Here is a 19,958-nt window from a genome sequence, read left to right on the forward strand (position 1 = left end):
TTGTGCAAGTTTTATTCCCTTGAATCTTTTACTAAAGAAAAAGGGGAAGGTAATGACTTCTGAATGAATCCTGTCCACGGATTATCAAAGGACAAACGGCTGTACACCGGCAGGTGGCAGCCGTTTTTACATTTATTAGAGGGATATTTTATGAAATAAAACTCGCCTATATCGAAAATAATATCTACCTTTGCGGCTGCTAAATTACTAAGTTTATTGAATTTATATGATAAAAAGACTATTATCCGTACTGGTCTTAGTTTTTGCCCTCTCGGGTTCTGTGCTTGCACAGCAGTCCATGAGTGACCAACAGGTGTTGGAATATGTGAAGACGGGCATGCAACAGGGGAAAGACCAACGTCAGATTGCTACAGAGTTAGCCCGTAGGGGAGTGACACAAGAACAGGCTAAGCGTGTGAAGAAGCTTTATGAACAGCAAAATGGGTCTGCTGAGAGAGAGGGGAATGCAGCGATGCCAAACCGGAATCGTATGCGTGAGAAGTCACCGGAAGATATTTATGTAAATGAGAATTTTAGTTTTGACCAACGTCAGCCTGCCGAGGTGATAGCTGACAGAAGTCCGCTGGATAGTACTTCTGTCAATCCATATTCCCGCGGAAAGGGATACATGCAGAAAGATAAGGTATATGGACGGGACATTTTTGAAACCAGAAACCTGACATTCGAGCCGAGTGTGAATCTGGCTACCCCTCCAAATTATCGTCTGGGCCCGGGCGATGAGGTAATCATTGATATATGGGGTACAAACCAGGCTACCATCCGGGATAATATCTCTCCGGACGGATCTATCACGATCCCCGATTTGGGATTAATTTATCTGAACGGCATGACTATTGCCGAAGCCAATCAATATTTGCGCAAAGAACTGAATAAGATTTATGCAGGGCTTGATAATGAACAGAACCCGTCCTCACAAATCAAGGTTACTTTGGGAAACAGCCGGACTATCCAGGTAAATGTGATGGGGGAAGTGTTCCAGCCGGGAACATACGCTTTGTCTTCTTTCTCCACCGTGTTTCATGCGCTCTATCGTGCCGGTGGCGTGAGCGATATCGGTAGTTTGCGTAATATACAAGTGGTGCGCGGAGGACAGAAGATCGCTACCGTAGATGTGTACGATTTTATTATGAAAGGTAAAATCAATGACGACATCCGCCTGCAGGAAGGCGATGTGATCATTGTTCCTCCATACGAGGCGTTGGTCGGCATAGAAGGGAATGTGAAACGCCCCATGAAATACGAGATGAAAAACAACGAAAGTGTCGCCACACTGTTGAAGTATGCCGGTGGATTCTCGGGGGATGCCTATACCCGTTCTCTCCGCATGGTTCGTCAGAACGGAAAGGAGTATCAGATCTATACGATTGATGATATTGATTATTCCGTATTTCAAGTAAAAGATGGGGATGTGCTGACTGCTGAGGCCATTCTGGACCGTTTTGAGAACAAGCTTGAAATCAAGGGGGCTGTCTATCGTCCGGGTGTGTACCAGTTCGGAGGGGCCTTGAACACAGTCCGCCAATTGGTGGAAAAGGCGGAAGGCCTTATGGGTGACGCTTTCACAGGGCGTGCGGTATTGCATCGCGAACGCGAGGACTTGAAGAAAGAAGTGATTCAGATAGATATAAAAGGTATTATGAACGGCACTGCGCCCGATGTGCCTTTGCAGCGTAATGATGTGCTCTATATCCCCAGTATTCATGACTTGGAGGATGTGGGAAGCATCATGGTGTATGGTGAGGTTGCCCGTCCGGGTGAGTTCACTTTTGCCGACAATACGACTTTGGAGGATATTATAATCCAGGCTGGCGGGTTAAAGGAATCAGCTTCTACCGTCCGTGTGGATGTTTCCCGTCGCATCAAGGATAGCAAAGGCACGGAAGCGGTTTCCACCATAGGACAAATGTACTCATTCTCTCTGAAAGACGGTTTTGTGATAGACGGAGAACCGGGCTTTGTGCTGCAACCATACGATCAGGTGTATGTACGTAAGAGTCCTGCTTATCAGGAACAAGTGAACGTGAGGGTGTCCGGTGAAATTTTATATGAAGGCGATTATGCGCTGACAGAGAAGAGCGAACGTCTTTCCGATTTGATCAAGAAGGCAGGTGGAGTGACTCCGTTTGCTTATATCAAGGGGGCCCGTTTAAGCCGTCGCATCAATGATGATGAACGCAAACGTATGGAAACGGTTCTGGATATGGCCAAGACTGGAAAGGACTCTATTGATGTCAACCGGCTGGATTTGGGAGATATTTATTATGTGGGTATCGATTTGGAAAGAGCGATGCTTAAACCCGGCTCCAGTGCGGATATCGTATTGCGTGAGGGGGATGTGATTGAAATTCCCGAATACAACAACACGGTACGTATCAGTGGGGCTGTGATGTATCCCAACACCGTTTCATTTGAGGATGGCAAGACGCTGAAATATTATATCGAGCAGGCCGGAGGTTACGGTTTCCGTGCGAAGAAGAGCAAAGCGTATATCGTATATATGAACGGTCAGGTGAAGAGGGCCAAGAAGGGCAGCCGTGAGCTGATCCAGCCGGGGTGCGAGGTGATTGTTCCGGTGAAGGAAAAGAGCAACTGGTCTTTGCAGAACACCTTGTCCATAGCAACCACCAGTGCGTCATTGGCGACTATGATTGCATCTATTGCTAATATTTTAAAATAGAAACACTATGGCGGAAGATAAGAACTATACGAATAACGCGGAAAGACCACGGGAAGACGAGGAGTTGGAAATTGATTTGATGGAGTATGTCCGTAAGTTATGGGCTGCCCGCAAGGTGTTGCTGAAGGCTGCCGGAATAGGTGCCGTTGTAGGGGTGATTATCGCTCTGAGTATTCCCAAGCAATATACAGTAGAAGTGACATTGTCTCCCGAATCCGGCAAAAGCGGAGGGGGGAGTTTGTCGGGAATGGCTGCCATGCTGGGCATTGGCGGCATGAATCTGGGCAGTGAGGCGGATGCTTTGAACGTGTCTCTTTTTCCGGATATCGTAGCATCTACTCCTTTTATCCTGGAACTGTTCAATGCACATGTCACCACATTGGATGGTGAGGTAGACACTACTTTTGTAGCTTATCTCGACGAACAGAAAGCTCCGTGGTGGGGGGCTGTCATGGGATTGCCCGGGGCAGCTATAGGTGGAGTGAAATCTCTTTTCTCCGAAAAGGAAGAGGAAGACGGGAATAAGCTGGACCCTTTCCATCTGACAGAAGACCAGGCGAAAAAAGTGGAGGCCATGCGTAAGGCGATTACTGCCGATGTGGACAAGAAAACCGGTATCACAACAGTGACGGTGACTTTGCAGGACCCGATGGTTACGGCCGCCATTACAGACACGGTAGTGGTGAAGCTTCAAGAGTATATCACAGCCTACAGGGTATCTAAAGCCCAGCAGGATTGTGCATATCTGGAACAATTGTACAAGGAGCGCCAGCAGGAGTATTATGCAGCCCAGCAGAATTATGCCAATTATATGGATGCCAACAAGGGGGTTGTCCTTCAAAGCGCTTTGACGGAGAGGGAACGCTTGCAGAATGATATGAATCTGGCATATCAGGTGTATAGCCAGGTGGCTACCCAATTGCAGGTGGCACGGGCTAAAGTACAGGAGGCCAAACCGGTATTTGCCGTTGTGGAACCTGCCAGTGTGCCGTTGCTGCCTTCGGGCACCAGCAAGAAGGTGATTCTTGTCGGATTTATTTTCCTGGCAGTGGCGGGTGCTTCTGCATGGATCTTGTTCGGACGTGAATTCTTTGAAAATCTGAAGGAGGGGCTTAATGCTCCTCAGAAGGAGATGGAGAAGAAGTGATATAAAGATATTGACCTATAAAAACAGGGTGCATTTCTCATAGGAGGTGCACCCTGTTTTTATAGATTCAATCTTCGGACATGTTGTCTTGAATCTTACGATAGTCCGGTGTGCAGTTTTCGGCTTCTTTAATTTCACTGACGAAAACCAAGCAAACGCAGAATCAAAATTGCCTTTAATATGAATATAAACTTTGATTAAAGTCGAAATCCGTTTGATAGTCTTTCAGTCTCGGATGTATCTTGTCCTTGTCGGACAAGATAACCTTGTCGGCCGGAAGTCGCCAGTCTATGCCTAGATCGGGGTCGTCCCATGCGATTCCACCTTCGCTTTGCGGAGCGTAATAATGATCACATTTGTATTGGAACAACACCTCATCGCTTAATACCGCAAAGCCGTGGGCGAATCCGCGGGGGATAAAAAACTGCCGGTGATTCTCTCCGGTCAATTCTACGGCCACATGCTTTCCGAAAGTAGGAGAACCTTTCCGGATATCTACAGCCACATCCAGTACCGCTCCCTTGATTACACGCACCAGTTTGCTTTGAGTGAAAGGAGGTTTCTGGAAATGCAGGCCGCGTAATACACCGTAAGTAGAGAAACTCTCATTATCCTGTACAAATGTAGTCCTGCATACTTTTTCTTCAAATTCACGTCCCGAGAAGCTTTCAAAGAAATACCCTCTTGCATCATTAAAAATACGGGGTTCCAAAATGAAAACCCCGTCTATTGCTGTTTTTATAACTTCCATTATTCTAATCCCAGTTCTTTTATAACTTTCAGTAAATATTGTCCGTATTGATTTTTAAGCATCGGCTGTGCCAGTTCACGCATCTTTTCCGGGGTAATCCAGCCTTTTCTCAGGGCTATGCCCTCAAGGCACGCCACTTTCAGCCCCTGGCGCTTTTCAATGACTTCGATGTAGGTACTTGCTTCGGCCAGCGAGTCGTGAGTACCGGTATCCAGCCATGCAAAGCCTCTGCCCAATGTTTGTACTTTCAGTTCCTTGTCCTGAAGGAATTGCTGGTTCACGGTGGTGATTTCCAGTTCCCCCCGTGCCGAAGGCTTGATATTCTTGGCTACTTCCACTACCTTGTTAGGGTAGAAATAGAGTCCCACCACGGCATAGTTGGACTTAGGTTGTGCGGGCTTTTCTTCAATAGAGAGGCAGTTGCCATCCTTGTCGAATTCCGCCACACCATATCTTTCGGGATCACTGACCCAATAGCCGAATACCGTTGCTTTCTTGTCTTCTTCGGCAGCGCGTACGGATTCTTTCAGCATGGCGGACAGGCCGTTGCCGTGGAATATGTTATCGCCCAGTACAAGGCAGACGGAATCATTTCCGATGAATTTCTCGCCGATGATGAAAGCTTGTGCCAGTCCGTCGGGCGAAGGCTGTTCCGCGTATTCAAAGCGTACTCCGAAATCGCTTCCGTCTCCTAACAGTCTTTTGAAACTCGGTAAGTCGTATGGGGTTGAGATAATGAGTATTTCCCGTATGCCGGCCAGCATAAGTACCGATATAGGATAATAAATCATGGGTTTGTCGAAGACAGGCAGCAGCTGTTTGGATACTCCTTTGGTAATAGGGTAGAGGCGCGTGCCCGAGCCTCCGGCTAATACAATACCTTTCATATCTTTTTCTTTTTTAGATGTCCCTGCGATTGGATTAATAAGCGTTTTTCTCGCCACGGAACATATTGGTTACTGTTTTTATCATGATGCGGATGTCGAGCAGGAAAGTCCAGTTCTCAATATACCACAGGTCTCTTCTCACCCTGCCTTCCATTTGGGAGAGTTCTTTGGTCTCTCCGCGATAGCCGGTGACTTGCGCCCATCCGGTGATTCCGGGTTTGACAAGGTGGCGCATCATGTATTTGTTTATCAGTTGGGAATATTCCTCTGTATGCTTCAGCATGTGGGGTCTGGGGCCTACAATGGACATTTCTCCTTTGAATACATTAATGAATTGCGGCAGTTCGTCCAGATTGCTTTTACGCAGGAAGTTGCCGAACCGGGTCTTGCGGGGATCATTCTTGGTAGCCTGCAACGAATCGGACAATGCATTCACTTTCATGGAACGGAACTTATAGCATTTAAATATTTTCCCGTTTTCCCCGTTTCTCTCCTGTTTGAAGAAAATGGGACCAGGTGAGGTTATTTTAATAATAAGACCTACAATCAAGTACATAAATGGAAAAATTGTAAGTAAAAACAGAGAGGAAAATGTCAAATCAAATAACCGTTTTGCCAGTCTGTTTACCGGGTTCTGCAACGGTTCGGTACGGATGGATAATACAGGAACTTCACCCAATAATTCCAGTTGCAGCTGACGCTTTATGTAATTACGTACGTGAGGTACGCTATAGAAGCGGATCAGATTGTTCTCACAATAGTTCATGATGGCCAGAATATCATCCTTTCTGCTGGATGGCAAGCCGCAGTACAACTCGTGCACCGTGTTCTGTGATAACCATTCAAACACTTGGCTTACAGGGCCTTTAAAGGGTATCCCATCGGGATAGTTAGAGTTCTCCTCATCATAAAAAATGCCTAGGACCCTGTATCCGTATGTCAAGTCGTTCAACGTATGGTATAGCTCTACCATGTTGTCTCCATCGCCTATCAGCACGGTGGTGTGCAGGTTTCTGCCGTTGCGGCGGTACATTTTTACAATGAAACGCAGTGTCAGTCTCCATCCTATGGTCAATGGGATGAAAGACAGGTAGAACGAAAGCAGATAGATGCGTGAGAAGTTATCTACTTTTATAATGGCCAGCACCGTGAGAAAGATGACCACATGCAGGCTGATCGTTCCCAACAGGCGGCCTACAATCTGTTCCGGACGCACGATGCGGTTGTGCAGTATGACTCCAAAGATGGAGATGCATGGAATGTAGCACAAATTGGACGTCAACAGGTAGGTTTTCAATGAAATATGAGCGATGGCCTGTGAATCTATTCCATTCAGAATAAAAAACACAAGTATCATAGAAAGGTTCAATAAGGCAAAATCACCTAATATTGCTACTAGTTTAATTATATCAGAGTTTTCAGTTGTCGGTTGTTTCATGACAAAAAAAATGTTAGTCGTATGCAAATATAGGACATATAAATCAAAACGCAATACTTTTTTTAAAAAATAATACTTATCTTTGCGGTCATACAACGTAAAAAATGAATTATATGAATATCAAGAATAATCACCTTGTTATAATGGCCGGAGGGGTTGGAAGCCGTTTCTGGCCGATGAGCACTCCTGATTATCCAAAGCAATTTATTGATGTACTGGGTTGCGGCCGTACATTGATCCAGCTTACGGCCGACCGTTTCCAGGGCATCTGCCCCCCGGAAAATATTTGGGTGGTGACATCAGAGAAATATGCGGACACTGTGAAGGAGCAGTTGCCCGATATTGCTGATGATCATATCTTGCGTGAGCCTTGCCGTCGCAACACGGCTCCTTGCATAGCATACGTCAGCTGGAAAATAAAGGCGCGTAATCCTAAAGCCAATATGGTGGTGACTCCCAGTGACCACATTGTGATGAATATTGCGGAGTTCCAGCGGGTGATCAATTCGGCGATGAAATTTACGGCCGATTCGGATGCAATCCTTACACTGGGCATGAAGCCCACCCGTCCTGAAACGGGTTACGGTTACATTGAAGCTGACCTGAGTGTGCCTTCTACCGCCAATAAGGAAGTATTCCGGGTGTATTCTTTTAAAGAGAAACCTGATCTGGAAACAGCCCGGCGCTATATTCAAAAAAATAATTTCTTCTGGAATGCCGGTATCTTTGTATGGAATGTAAATACGGTGGTGAACGCTCTGCGCGTATACCAGCCTGCCATTTCGAAAGTGTTCGAGCGCTTGCTTCCTTATTATTATACGGACAAGGAGCAGGAGCTGATTAACCAGAATTTTCCGTTGTGCGAGAACATTTCGGTGGATTATGCCATTATGGAAAAGGCGGATGAGATTTTTGTCCTTCCTGCCAGCTTTGGATGGAGTGATCTGGGGACTTGGGGATCGTTGCACGAGAATTTGCCGAAGGATGCCCATAATAATACGCAGATAGGTGAGAATATAAAGTTGTATGAAACCCGTAACTGTGTGATTCACACTACGCAGGAAAAGAGAGTGGTGGTGCAGGGACTGGACGGATATATCGTTGCCGAGAAGAATGACACATTGCTGATCTGCCGGTTGAGCGAGGAGCAGCGTATCAAAGAATTCTCGGCGGAGTGATTTTTTTCGTCCTTTGTCATACCGGAAGGCGGATAGCGGGAGACGGATATGTGATATGAAATAACTTAGAGGGCTTACATAGGGCCATTTATAATAAATGAAATGAAAAAAGTTGCTTTAATTTCAGGTATTACAGGTCAGGACGGTTCATTCCTGGCAGAGTTTTTGATTGAAAAGGGATATGAGGTTCACGGTATTTTGCGCCGTTCTTCTTCATTCAATACCGGCCGTATCGAACATCTTTATCTGGACGAGTGGGTTCGTGATATGCAAAAGACCCGTCTGGTGAATCTGCATTGGGGGGATATGACCGACAGTAGTTCGCTGATACGTATCATTCAGGCTGTACAGCCCGATGAAATCTATAATCTGGCTGCACAGAGCCATGTGAAAGTGAGTTTCGATGTGCCCGAGTACACTGCGGAAGCGGATGCGGTAGGTACACTGCGTATGTTGGAAGCGGTCCGTATCCTGGGGCTGGAAAAGAAGACCAAGATTTATCAGGCATCGACTTCCGAATTGTTCGGACTGGTACAGGAAGTGCCTCAAAAGGAAACGACTCCCTTCTATCCCCGTTCTCCGTATGGGGTGGCCAAGCAGTATGGCTTCTGGATTACCAAGAACTATCGTGAAAGTTACGGTATGTTCGCCGTGAACGGCATCCTGTTCAACCATGAGAGCGAGCGCCGCGGTGAGAACTTTGTGACACGCAAGATTACGCTGGCCGCCGCACGTATAGCCCAGGGATATCAGGACAAGCTATATCTGGGAAATCTGGATTCCTTGCGCGACTGGGGCTATGCCAAGGATTATGTGGAGTGTATGTGGATGATTCTTCAGCATGATACTCCCGAGGATTTTGTTATTGCGACCGGCGAGTACCATACGGTGCGCGAGTTCTGTACCTTGGCTTTCAAGGAAGTGGGCATTGAATTGCGCTGGGAAGGCAAAGGGGTGGACGAAAGAGGTGTCGATGTGGCGACAGGCAGGGAACTGGTTGCCGTTGATCCTAAGTATTTCCGTCCCGCCGAAGTGGAGCAGTTGTTGGGTGATCCTACGAAAGCCAAAACATTGCTGGGTTGGAATCCCCGTAAGACTTCTTTCCCCGAACTGGTGAAAATCATGGTGAAGCATGATATGAAGTTCGTGAAGAAACTGTATTTAAAGGCTCAAATAGCGGAGTAATGGAAAAAACAGCCAAGATATATGTAGCAGGTCACCACGGACTGGTGGGGTCTGCTATATGGAATAATTTGCTGCAAAAAGGATATACCAACCTGGTGGGCCGTTCACACAAAGAACTGGATTTGCTGGACGGGCAGGCTGTGAGGAAGTTCTTTGATGAAGAGCAGCCCCAATATGTCATTCTGGCGGCGGCGCATGTGGGCGGCATCATGGCGAACAGTCTTTACCGTGCCGATTTTATTTATCAGAATCTGCAGATTCAGCAGAATGTGATAGGAGAGAGTTTCCGCCATAATGTAAAGAAACTCCTGTTTTTGGGAAGCACTTGCATTTATCCTCGTGATGCCAGACAACCCATGAAGGAGGATGTGCTGCTGACTTCTCCCCTGGAATATACCAACGAACCATACGCTATTGCGAAGATTGCCGGATTGAAGATGTGCGAAAGCTTTAACCTGCAATATGGAACCAATTACATAGCCGTGATGCCTACGAACCTTTACGGTCCCAATGATAATTTCCATTTGGAGAACAGCCATGTGTTACCAGCCATGATTCGTAAGATTCATTTGGGGAAATGCCTGAACGAAGGGGACTGGGATGCGGTGCGTAAAGATATGAATCTTCGTCCCGTAGAGGGAATAGATGGTTCGCATACGGATGAGGAGATTCTTTCCATACTGAAAAAATATGGTATTACCGGCCAGGAAGTGACTTTGTGGGGGACAGGCAAGCCCTTGCGTGAGTTTTTATGGAGTGAGGAGATGGCGGATGCCAGTGTCTATATCATGGAGCATGTGGACTTTAAGGATACATACGCTGCCGGCTCCAAGGATATCCGCAACTGTCACATCAACATCGGTACGGGAAAAGAAGTGACCATTGCCCAACTGGCGGACAAGATTGTCAAGGAAGTGGGCTATCAAGGTAAACTGACTTTTGACGCTACGAAACCGGACGGTACTATGCGTAAGCTGACGGATGTAAGCAAATTGCACCGGCTGGGCTGGCATCATAAGATTGATATAGAGGAAGGGGTGCACAGAATGTACCAATGGTACTTGTCTTAAAGGATGAGGATGCAAGATTATAGATCTTCCGGGTGTAAGATTATAAATCTTTCCCATGCAACATGATAGATCTTTCAAGGCATAACCTATAAAAGTTTCCGGCATAACTGCAAGAAGTTATGCCGGAAACTGCTAAGATCTACACAGGCAGATTGCCAAAACCTTCTGCCATTTTCTTTATTTCTTCGGGAACTTTTTATTTTACCGCTTTCAGTGCAGCTTCATAATTCGGTTCCTGGGTTATTTCCGGAACCAGTTCGGTATAAATCACTTTTCCTTCCGGATCAACCACTACTACCGAGCGTGCCAATAATCCGGCCAAAGGACCATCGGTCATCAGAACACCATATTTTTCAGCGAAATCGGAAGTATAGCGATAATCAGACAAAGGAATAACGTTCGTGATACCTTCTGTAGTGCAGAAGCGCCCTTGGGCGAATGGCAGGTCTTTAGAGATAGCCAATACCACCGTGCCGGGCTGGTTTGCCGCCAACTGATTGAACTTACGTACAGAAGTGGCGCATACACCGGTATCCAAGCTTGGGAAGATGTTCAGAATCAAATACTTGCCTTTTCCGTCTTTTAATGTATAATTGCCCAAGTCCCCTTTTACCAATGTAAATTCCGGAGCTGGAGTTCCTGCTTTCACAAATTCTCCGGCCAATGTTACCGGTGTCCCTTTAAATGCTGTTTTTGCCATAATTTTATTGTTATTTAGTTCGATACTGTAATGATAACAAATTTAAATGGAAAAAAGTTCATTCTCTTTTATTTTCTCCCTTTGTAAATCAGGAATCCTACCACTAAAACGCCGATAGCTATGAAGCAATATCCTAACTCGTGACTGTATTCGGTGACGGTGCTCAATAACTGCTCTTCGGGTATCACTGATTGCAGATAATAACCGATGGCTGCCAGGATGGTATTCCAGATGCCTGCTCCCAACGTTGTGTACAGCAGGAAGGTGGATAGTTTCATCTTGGCCAGACCGGCAGGGATGGAGATAAGCTGGCGGACGGCGGGAATAAGACGTCCGATAAAAGTGGAGAGTGCTCCGTGCTTGTCGAAATAATGCTCTGCGTTCTGAACCTTGGCTTCATCAATCAGACACATGTGCCCGAAACGGCTGTTTGCGAATTTATAAACCAGCGGACGGCCTACGAAATAGGCTATATAATAATTGATGATGGCTCCGATATTGGCTCCGATGGTCGCAAATATAACTACTAGAAATACATTCAGGTCACTGTTTCCGCCGGCTGCCTTATAAGCGGCGGGCGGCACCACCACTTCCGAGGGGAAAGGGATAAAAGAGCTTTCGATGGCCATTAATAACGTAATTGTCCAATAATTCAAGTGGTCCAGACACCACTGGATAAATGCAACTGATTCCATAGAATAACTATAAATATTTGTTTAAATTGATATTGCCTTTGCTGATATCTTCCTTGATGGCACGCAACGCCTCATTGAAGCAGTCGTCGGTCGTCAGTTCGCTGTCATCGGTTCCCATGGTGGCGTACACATCCGGAACTTCTTTGTTGATTTTAGCCAGATAGTGCATGAACGGAACGGATTTTTGCAGCTGGTAATAGCCGTATGCCAGAAGAAGATAAGTGTCATTGGCGTCTTCCGGAAACTCTTTGTTTATTTGTTCGAAGTATTGGTTGGCATATTCATAATTATGCTCATCGAAGTATACAGAGCCGATTCTGAAGAGCGCGTCGGATTGCTCCTCCTTCGGAGTCAATTCCAATGCGTGTGCGAATTGTTCTTCCGCATTGCGAAGGTTTTTTTCTTTTTCTTCGCTGTCTTCGCTTTTTTGGGCTACTATCACAAAGAAACGTCCGGCAACGATGTGCATATCGGGATCATTTTCTTCCATTTTCAATGCTTGTTCTATCTGTTTGTATCCTTCCTCGGTATGGCCCAGATAGGCATGACAGAGGGCGGTGTCGGAATGTAATTCGGCCCGTTCATACTTGCTCAGCCCCGATTTCTGGTTTATCAGCTTTTCTATATAGCTGATGGCCGAAGCATGCTCCCGCATTTCTATATAGAGTTGTGCCAGTGCCAGATAGGCTCTCGTCTTGTTTTCGCTCACATTGGCCAGACGGATATAACACTCGCAGGCTTTCTCCAGCTGCATGGCCTGTTGGTAAGCCATTCCTTTCAAGGTCAATGTTTCTTCATTCTCATCATCGATGGCTAATGAGAAATCAAACGCTTCGTGCGTCTCTTCGTACTGGTCTTGTCGCAGATGGCATCTTCCCAGCATGTTCCAATATCGGATGGAATAGGGATGTTTGTCCAGGGCCATGTGCAGGTAGGGGATGGCCAAGTCCGGTCTTCTGGACATGCTGTAATAATCGCACAGTATATCGAGGAGGCGTTGGTTGGTCTTCGGCAGGGTTTGCATGTCGAAATGGGCATGCAGGCAGTCGATCCACTGTTCGGTATATGTTTCCTGATGGGCTCTGATGTACTCCAGAAGGATGTCCAGCAGCGTGTCCAGGTCGTAGTCTTCGTCTATGGCCACTTGTTTGAATATCTCATCGGCTTCTTCTATGCGGTTTTCCGATATCAGCATTTCGGCCTGCAGGAACCTGCATTCACGGTCGGTGCTGTTGCTGATGAGTTGCGCTACCGTTTGGGCTTCTTCCTTTCTCCCTTGCAGCATCAGGGAGCGTATCCGGAAAATCAAGGCGTCCGTGTTTTCGGGATGTAACCGGAGGGTGAGTTCTATGGCCTGGTCTGCATCTTTATGCCTTCCTGTTAAAGTGTAGTATTCGGCGATATCGATTAATTCATCAGCTTCAAAATAAGCGGGGGTATGGTTTTCCACCATACCCTCGTATCTTGCCAATGCTTCTTTAAATTCCGGGTCTTCAAAAAAAGAAGACATGTCGTAGTTCATAAGCTTGTTTTTATTATTTATTGATTTTGCTCCAGGTGTCTTTCAAAGACACGGTGCGGTTGAACACCAGATGTTCCGGTGTGGAGTCTTTGTCTACATTGAAATAACCGATGCGTTGGAACTGCAAGTAATCCAGCGGTTTGGCATCGGCCAGATATTTCTCCACATAGCAGTTGGTTAATATATTCAACGAGTCGGGGTTGATCATTTCTTTCATGGCTTCCAGTGCGTCGCAGTTCTTTGCTTCGCGGATGGCGGCCATCTCGTCACGCGGGTTCTCCACTTTCCACAGGCGGTCGTACAGACGTACTTCGGCGGGCAGACAGTGTGCGCAGCTTACCCAGTGGATGGTACCTTTGATTTTGCGGTTGCTGCCCGGCATGCCTGTTTTGCTGTCGGGGTCGTATTCGCAATATACTTCCACCACGTTGCCGTTGTCGTCTTTCTTGCAGCCGGTGCATTTCACGATGTATCCGCTTTTCAGGCGCACTTCCTGTCCCGGAGTCATACGGAAGTATTTCTTCGGGGCGTCTTCCATGAAGTCGTCGCGTTCTATCCACAGTTCGCGGCTGAATTCGATGGTGTGTGTGCCTGCCGACGGATCTTCCGGGTTGTTGATGGCTTCCATTTCTTCCACCTGTCCTTCGGGATAGTTGGTAATGATCAGCTTCACCGGATTGATGACTGCCGATACACGGGTGGCACGGCTGTTCAAGTCTTCGCGGACAGCGCTTTCCAGCAGGGCGAAGTCATTCAGGGCGTCGTAAGTGGTATAACCGATTTTGTCTACAAACTTGCGGATGGACTCAGGTGAGTAGCCGCGACGGCGGAAACCACAGAGAGTCGGCATACGGGGGTCGTCCCATCCGTTCACCAGATGTTCTTTTACCAGAATCAGCAGGTTACGCTTGCTCATCAAGGTGTAGTTCAGGTTCAGTTTGTTGAACTCGTACTGATGGGGGCGGTTGTCGTCCAGGTCTTTGCCTTCTTTCACCCAGTCCACGAACAGGTCGTACAGCGGGCGGTGGGGTACGAACTCCAGGGTACACAGTGAGTGGGTCACTCCTTCAAAGTAGTCGCTCTGTCCGTGTGCGAAGTCATACATAGGGTATGCTTTCCAGGTTTCGCCTGTACGGTGATGCGGAGTCTTTACCACACGGTAAATAATAGGGTCGCGGAAGTGCATGTTGGGGCTTGCCATGTCTATTTTGGCACGGAGCACCATTTTGCCTTCTTCTATTTCACCGCTGTTCATCTTGTTGAACAGTTCCAGGCTTTCTTCGACGGGACGGTTGCGGTAGGGGCTCTCGGTTCCGGGTTGGGTGGGAGTGCCTTTTTGTGCCGCGATTTGTTCGGAGTTCTGTTCGTCTATATAGGCCTTTCCTTCCTTTATCAGATTGACGGCGAAATCCCATAATTGCTGGAAGTAGTCGGATGCATAATATTCGTTTCCCCACTGGAATCCGAGCCATTGGATGTCCTCCTTGATGGCTTCCACGTATTCCATATCTTCTTTGGTCGGGTTGGTGTCGTCAAAACGCAGGTTACATACGCCACCATAGCGTGCAGCTATCCCGAAATCCAGACAGATGGCTTTTGCATGACCGATGTGCAGGTAGCCGTTCGGCTCGGGCGGAAAGCGGGTTTGTACTTTTCCTCCGTTTTTACCTTCTTTCAGGTCGTTTTCAACTGCCTGTTCAATGAAGTTCAGACTTTTCTTCTCTGTAGCTTCTGTAGCGTTCATTTCAGTCATTGTGATATCTATTTTACACTTTTGCTGCAAAAGTACGTATTCTTTTTGGGATATCCTTTATTTCACAGGAATATATCCACCGTTTTTTATAATATTTTGCCCCTGGGGCGACAGGATGTAGTCGATGAAGGGGGTTACTTTTTCCTTATTGGCTACGTTGTAATAGTAATAAAGGGGGCGTACTACGGGGTAAAGTTTCTTCTTTCCGTTTTCAAGGCTGGGCAGTACATAGTGCTTGCCGTCGTCGTAGGAGACGGCGATGGCTTTCACCCGGGGTGATAAGTAGGCCAGTCCCACATAGCCGATAGCGCCTTTAGTCTGGCTTACGGACTGGATCACGGCTCCGGTGGCGGGCATGGACAAGCTGCTGCTCATGTAGTTCTTGTTCTTCAGGGCGCTTTCTTTGAAAAATTCGTAAGTTCCCGAAGAAGTCTCGCGGGAATAGACAATGATTTTCATATCGGGTCCTCCCAGTTGTTTCCAGTTGGTTATCTTGCCGCGGAATATGGCTTCCAGTTGCTGGCGTGTCAGTTGGCTGACGGGGTTGGACGGGTTTACAATGACGGCCAGGGCGTCATACGCTATGATGACTTCCTCCACTTCCTGCTTGGCGGCTTTCAGTTTCATTTTTTCGCTGAACTTGATGGGGCGGGAAGCCATGGCAATGTCTGTGGTGTTGTCCATCAGGGCGGAAATTCCCACTCCGGTTCCTCCCCCGGTGACGGTTACCCGCCGGTTGGGGTCATCTTTCATGAAGATCTCGGCTGTTTCCTGTGATACAGGCAGCACCGTGTCACTGCCTTTTATGCGTTGTGCGTTGGCGTTCAGACTACAAGCCAGTAAAACAAAAAGAAATAGAGCGTTTAATTGATTCATAAATTTTTATATTAATTCGTATGCAAAAGAAACGTTTTCGTGTGTCATTTGTTTTACTGGTGTGTTACGATTCTGTTACGGTGGAATGGAAACAAGGTCCGGGGGGCTGTTTGTAACAAGTTTGTAATATAATTGTAGCAAATACTTCAAGTCTCTTTCATATCACCTTAATATAAAGAGGCTTTTTTTGCATCAGTTATTAAAACAGAAGACTAAAATGGTATGAAACGAGTTTGGGAAAAGATTGTAGAAGGGATATTGACTTGCAGCGGTTTTATGACGAGCCTTACTATTTTGCTGATTGTCGTATTCTTATTTGCGGAAGCTTTGGGACTTTTTAATAAAAAAGTCATAGAAGAGGGATATGTGCTGGCGGTGAATAAAGCCAATCCGGTGCAGGAACTGAGTGCGGCACAGATAAAAGATGTTTTTGACGAAGAGATTACCAACTGGAAAGAGCTGGGAGGGCCGGACGCGGAAATTAAAGTTTTCCGGTTGGAGGATATCACCTCCTATTTCTCGGAGGAAGAGTTGGGAGCCGGGTACGAGAAGGCTCCCCGGTGCATCGGCGAGATCGTTGCCGGTGATCCCGGTATTATAGCCTTTGTTCCCTCCAAGTTTATAGAGAAGGATTTTCCGGGGCACCTGCTGAAAGACGAGTCTATTTCTTTTGACGAGGTTTTTGCCGGAAAGGAATGGTTCCCTACGGCTACTCCCGCCCCTCAGTTCGGATTCCTTCCTTTGATTACGGGTACGCTTTGGGTGAGTTTCTTTGCCATTCTGTTCGCCCTGCCTTTCGGCTTGTCGGTGGCGGTGTATATGTCCGAGGTGGCCGACCATCGGACTCGTAGTTTTCTGAAACCGGTTATTGAATTGCTCAGTGGTATTCCGTCCGTGGTCTACGGTTTCTTTGGGCTGATAGTCATCGTACCGCTTATTCAAAAAGCTTTTAATCTGCCTGTGGGCGAGACCGGATTGGCCGGAAGTATTGTTTTGGCGATCATGGCGCTTCCTACTATCATTACCGTCAGCGAGGATGCGATGCGGAATTGTCCGCGTGCCATGCGCGAAGCCAGTCTGGCATTGGGCGCTACCCGTTGGCAGACTATATATAAGGTGGTGATACCTTTCTCTGTTTCGGGAATCACTTCGGGCGTTGTCCTGGGCATCGGACGTGCCATAGGCGAGACGATGGCGGTGCTGATGGTTACAGGAAATGCGGCTGTGATACCCACCACTATTCTGGAGCCGCTCCGTACCATTCCGGCGACTATTGCAGCGGAACTGGGAGAGGCACCAGCGGGCGGCGCGCACTATGAAGCCCTGTTCCTGCTGGGAGTCGTGTTGTTTTTCATCACGATGCTTATCAATTTTAGTGTAGAATATATTTCATCAAGAACAAATAAATAATGTATTTAAAATATGAAGCAAGATGTTTTTCCTGCCGGGCAAGGGGCGCGTAAAAGACGTTCGCAATGGCTGGCATTCGGCATTTTCAAACTGCTGAGTTATAGCATTGTCCTCATTCTGTTTGCCATTCTCGGTTTTATTATATATAAAGGTGCAGGAGTAATCAGTTGGGAGTTTCTGACCACGGCGCCCAGTGACGGCATGACGGGTGGCGGTATATGGCCGGCCATTGTAGGTACTTTTTATCTGATGGTGGGCAGTGCGCTGTTCGCTTTTCCGGTGGGGGTGATGAGTGGCATTTATATGAACGAGTATGCGCCGAAAGGCAAGCTGGTGCGCTTTATCCGGATGATGACCAATAACTTGAGCGGTATTCCGTCCATTGTGTTCGGCTTGTTTGGTATGGCACTGTTTGTGAAATACATGGGGTTCGGCGACAGTATCCTGGCCGGTTCTTTGACGTTGGGATTGCTTTGTGTACCTTTGGTGATACGCACCACCGAAGAAGCCTTGAAGGCGATCCCCGACAGTTTCCGTGAAGGGAGTCTGGCTTTAGGCGCGACCAAGTTGCAAACCATCTGGCATGTGATTCTGCCTATGGGGATGCCCAATATTATTACCGGACTGATCCTGGCTTTAGGACGTGTGTCGGGTGAAACGGCACCTATCTTGTTTACGTGTGCCGCTTACTTCCTGCCGCAACTGCCACATGGCATGCTGGACCAATGCATGGCATTGCCTTATCACCTTTATGTGATTTCTACCAGCGGGACGGATATGGAGTCGCAGCTTCCTCTGGCATACGGTACGGCGTTGGTGCTGATCCTTATTATTTTAATTATAAACCTGTCGGCAAATGCACTCCGCCGGTATTTTTCCAACAAAGTAAAAACGAATTAAGAATATGAATAAGATAGATGCAAAGCATGTAAATTTTTTCTATGGTGATTTTCAGGCACTGAAAGATATCAGCATGACGATTGAAGAGAAATCGGTGGTGGCTTTTATAGGTCCGTCCGGTTGTGGCAAGTCCACCTTCCTTCGTCTGTTCAACCGCATGAACGACCTCATTCCCGGCTCTCGTCTGGAGGGGGAGATTTTGATTGACGGGAGAAATATATACGACAAGTCTGTGCAGGTGGATGAATTGCGCAAGAGCGTAGGAATGGTCTTTCAGCGTCCCAACCCGTTCCCGAAAAGCATTTTCGAGAATGTGGCCTATGGGCTTCGGGTAAATGGGGTGAAAGATAATGAGTTTATCCGCCACAGGGTGGAGGAAACCTTGAAAGGAGCCGCGTTGTGGGATGAGGTGAAGAATAAGTTGAAAGAATCGGCATTTGCCTTGTCCGGTGGTCAGCAGCAACGGTTGTGCATAGCCCGTGCCATGGCCGTATCTCCTTCAGTCCTGCTCATGGATGAGCCGGCTTCGGCACTGGACCCTATCTCTACAGCCAAGGTAGAAGAGTTGATTCATGAGCTGAAGAAAGAATATACCATCGTTATTGTCACTCACAACATGCAGCAGGCCGCGCGTGTCAGTGACAAGACGGCATTTTTCTATATGGGCAATATGGTGGAATATGATGATACGAAGAAAATATTTACGAATCCGGGCAAAGAAGCGACCCAGAATTATATTACGGGGCGTTTCGGATAAAGCATGCTTAAAATCAGTGTGAATCTGCGCAATATGCGGTGAAAGAAATAATAATAAACAAAGCAAGAATTAAGAATATGGTGAAATTTATAGAATCAGAACTTGTGTCACTGAAGAAGGAAGTGAACGAGATGTGGACATTGGTTTACAATCAGCTGGACAGGGCAGGAGAGGCTGTGCTGACCTTTAACCGTGACCAGGCACAGCAGGTCATTGTCCGTGAGAAAAGGGTGAATGCGTTCGAGTTGAAAATAGACAGTGATGTAGAGGACACCATCGCTCTATACAATCCGGTAGCCATTGACCTGCGCTTTGTGCTGGCCATGTTCAAGATAAACAGTGATTTGGAGCGTTTGGGGGATTTTGCCGAAGGCATAGCCCGTTTTGTGGTAAGAAGCGAGGAAACGGTGCTGGATAGTGAACTGCTCCACAATCTGCGTATAGAAGAGATGCTGAGACAAGTGCTCAGTATGCTCGAAATGACCAAGAACGCATTGAATGAAGAGAATCTGGAATTGGCCCTCAACGTATTCAGTAAAGACAATTTTCTGGACGAAATCAATGCGGCTGCCCCTGCCGTCCTTACAAAATATCTGGAAACACATCCCGATGGCTTTCTGACTTGTCTGGAGCTTGGCGCCGTTATCCGTAAACTGGAGCGTGCCGGAGACCATATAACCAATATCGCCGAAGAGATTGTTTTTTTCATCGATGCAAAGGTGCTGAAACATCGCGATACAGTGGATGAACATTTCTTAGGAAAAGAAAAAACTCATTAAAAAGCTGTTTTAGTCTAAACTTTTGCTATCTTTGTATATGTAATGAGGCCGATAAAGAGCATTTTGAGTAATAATCTGCCAAAAAAGACAGAAAAATCTAAAAACATGTTGTATGGCATAGTTTTTTATTTGGCTGGTTTAAAAAAAGGCTCGATATTTGCATCGTTATCCTGAAAACAATCTTTTTACCTTAAAAAAAAACTAATACCTAT

At 46.9% G+C, this 19,958-nt stretch carries 17 protein-coding genes; 9 read left to right on the forward strand and 8 right to left on the reverse strand.

All coding sequences use genetic code 11. The features are described from left to right. The first annotated feature begins 226 nt into the window (after positions 1–226). Both ACYQ0C_RS08750 and ACYQ0C_RS08755 read left to right on the forward strand, forming a co-directional pair. Positions 227–2,698 (forward strand): SLBB domain-containing protein, encoded by a 2,472-nt coding sequence (locus ACYQ0C_RS08750; protein ID WP_016276409.1) that lies wholly within the window; start codon positions 227–229, stop codon positions 2,696–2,698. Positions 2,699–2,705: 7 nt separating this feature from the next. Further along, positions 2,706–3,845, forward strand: a complete 1,140-nt coding sequence (locus ACYQ0C_RS08755) for a Wzz/FepE/Etk N-terminal domain-containing protein (protein ID WP_016276410.1) — start codon at positions 2,706–2,708, stop codon at positions 3,843–3,845. Positions 3,846–4,020: 175 nt separating this feature from the next. Here ACYQ0C_RS08755 and rfbC read toward each other — a convergent pair whose 3' ends face one another. The 3 genes from rfbC to ACYQ0C_RS08770 are packed head-to-tail and all read right to left on the reverse strand — an operon-like array spanning position 4,021 to position 6,921. Then, the gene (rfbC, locus tag ACYQ0C_RS08760) at positions 4,021–4,596 is read right to left on the reverse strand and encodes a dTDP-4-dehydrorhamnose 3,5-epimerase (RefSeq protein ID WP_016276411.1); all 576 of its coding nucleotides are present in this window, start codon (positions 4,594–4,596) and stop codon (positions 4,021–4,023) included. Beyond that, on the reverse strand, positions 4,596–5,483 hold the full coding sequence (gene rfbA / locus ACYQ0C_RS08765) for a glucose-1-phosphate thymidylyltransferase RfbA (protein ID WP_016276412.1): 888 nt from the start codon (positions 5,481–5,483) through the stop codon (positions 4,596–4,598). The genes rfbC and rfbA overlap by 1 nt, the downstream gene beginning before the upstream one ends. A 34-nt stretch (positions 5,484–5,517) precedes the next feature. Next, positions 5,518–6,921 (reverse strand): undecaprenyl-phosphate glucose phosphotransferase, encoded by a 1,404-nt coding sequence (locus ACYQ0C_RS08770; RefSeq protein WP_025019457.1) that lies wholly within the window; start codon positions 6,919–6,921, stop codon positions 5,518–5,520. A 113-nt stretch (positions 6,922–7,034) separates the two neighbouring features. On the opposite strand from ACYQ0C_RS08770, the gene ACYQ0C_RS08775 reads away from it, so the two are divergent. The 3 genes from ACYQ0C_RS08775 to ACYQ0C_RS08785 all read left to right on the forward strand — a co-directional run bounded on the left by ACYQ0C_RS08775 (position 7,035) and on the right by ACYQ0C_RS08785 (position 10,354). Further along, positions 7,035–8,099: a mannose-1-phosphate guanylyltransferase gene (locus ACYQ0C_RS08775; RefSeq protein ID WP_016276414.1), complete on the forward strand. Its 1,065-nt coding sequence runs from the start codon at positions 7,035–7,037 to the stop codon at positions 8,097–8,099. A 102-nt stretch (positions 8,100–8,201) separates the two neighbouring features. Further along, positions 8,202–9,284 (forward strand): GDP-mannose 4,6-dehydratase, encoded by a 1,083-nt coding sequence (gene gmd / locus ACYQ0C_RS08780; RefSeq protein WP_016276415.1) that lies wholly within the window; start codon positions 8,202–8,204, stop codon positions 9,282–9,284. Next, positions 9,284–10,354: a GDP-L-fucose synthase family protein gene (locus ACYQ0C_RS08785; RefSeq protein ID WP_016276416.1), complete on the forward strand. Its 1,071-nt coding sequence runs from the start codon at positions 9,284–9,286 to the stop codon at positions 10,352–10,354. The genes gmd and ACYQ0C_RS08785 overlap by 1 nt, the downstream gene beginning before the upstream one ends. Before the next feature lie 196 nt (positions 10,355–10,550). Here the strand turns inward: ACYQ0C_RS08785 and tpx are convergent, their stop codons facing one another. The 5 genes from tpx to ACYQ0C_RS08810 all read right to left on the reverse strand — a co-directional run bounded on the left by tpx (position 10,551) and on the right by ACYQ0C_RS08810 (position 15,900). Next, a complete protein-coding gene (gene tpx / locus ACYQ0C_RS08790) occupies positions 10,551–11,054 on the reverse strand; it encodes a thiol peroxidase (protein WP_016276417.1) in 504 nt (167 codons plus the stop codon). Between the two features lie 68 nt (positions 11,055–11,122). Further along, positions 11,123–11,749: a DedA family protein gene (locus ACYQ0C_RS08795; protein ID WP_016276418.1), complete on the reverse strand. Its 627-nt coding sequence runs from the start codon at positions 11,747–11,749 to the stop codon at positions 11,123–11,125. Between the two features lie 7 nt (positions 11,750–11,756). Beyond that, entirely contained in the window at positions 11,757–13,271 is a 1,515-nt protein-coding gene (locus ACYQ0C_RS08800) for a tetratricopeptide repeat protein (RefSeq protein WP_016276419.1), read from the reverse strand. 13 nt (positions 13,272–13,284) lie between these two features. Then, positions 13,285–15,024 carry a glutamine--tRNA ligase/YqeY domain fusion protein gene (locus ACYQ0C_RS08805; protein WP_016276420.1) on the reverse strand — a complete coding sequence of 580 codons (1,740 nt, stop codon included), beginning with the start codon at positions 15,022–15,024 and terminating at the stop codon, positions 13,285–13,287. Positions 15,025–15,081: 57 nt separating this feature from the next. Continuing rightward, a complete protein-coding gene (locus ACYQ0C_RS08810; protein WP_016276421.1) occupies positions 15,082–15,900 on the reverse strand; it encodes a PstS family phosphate ABC transporter substrate-binding protein in 819 nt (272 codons plus the stop codon). A 222-nt stretch (positions 15,901–16,122) separates the two neighbouring features. Here ACYQ0C_RS08810 and pstC point away from each other — a divergent pair, with 222 nt between their 5' ends. The 4 genes from pstC (at position 16,123) to phoU (ending at position 19,746) form a co-directional block, all read left to right on the forward strand. Beyond that, on the forward strand, positions 16,123–17,310 hold the full coding sequence (pstC, locus tag ACYQ0C_RS08815) for a phosphate ABC transporter permease subunit PstC (RefSeq protein ID WP_016276423.1): 1,188 nt from the start codon (positions 16,123–16,125) through the stop codon (positions 17,308–17,310). 12 nt (positions 17,311–17,322) lie between these two features. Then, positions 17,323–18,210: a phosphate ABC transporter permease PstA gene (pstA, locus tag ACYQ0C_RS08820; protein WP_016276424.1), complete on the forward strand. Its 888-nt coding sequence runs from the start codon at positions 17,323–17,325 to the stop codon at positions 18,208–18,210. Positions 18,211–18,214: 4 nt separating this feature from the next. Continuing rightward, positions 18,215–18,967: a phosphate ABC transporter ATP-binding protein PstB gene (gene pstB / locus ACYQ0C_RS08825; RefSeq protein WP_005843167.1), complete on the forward strand. Its 753-nt coding sequence runs from the start codon at positions 18,215–18,217 to the stop codon at positions 18,965–18,967. 77 nt (positions 18,968–19,044) lie between these two features. Then, positions 19,045–19,746, forward strand: a complete 702-nt coding sequence (gene phoU / locus ACYQ0C_RS08830; RefSeq protein ID WP_016276425.1) for a phosphate signaling complex protein PhoU — start codon at positions 19,045–19,047, stop codon at positions 19,744–19,746. Positions 19,747–19,958 lie beyond the last annotated feature (212 nt).

This window comes from Phocaeicola sartorii JCM 17136 = DSM 21941 (assembly GCF_054653615.1).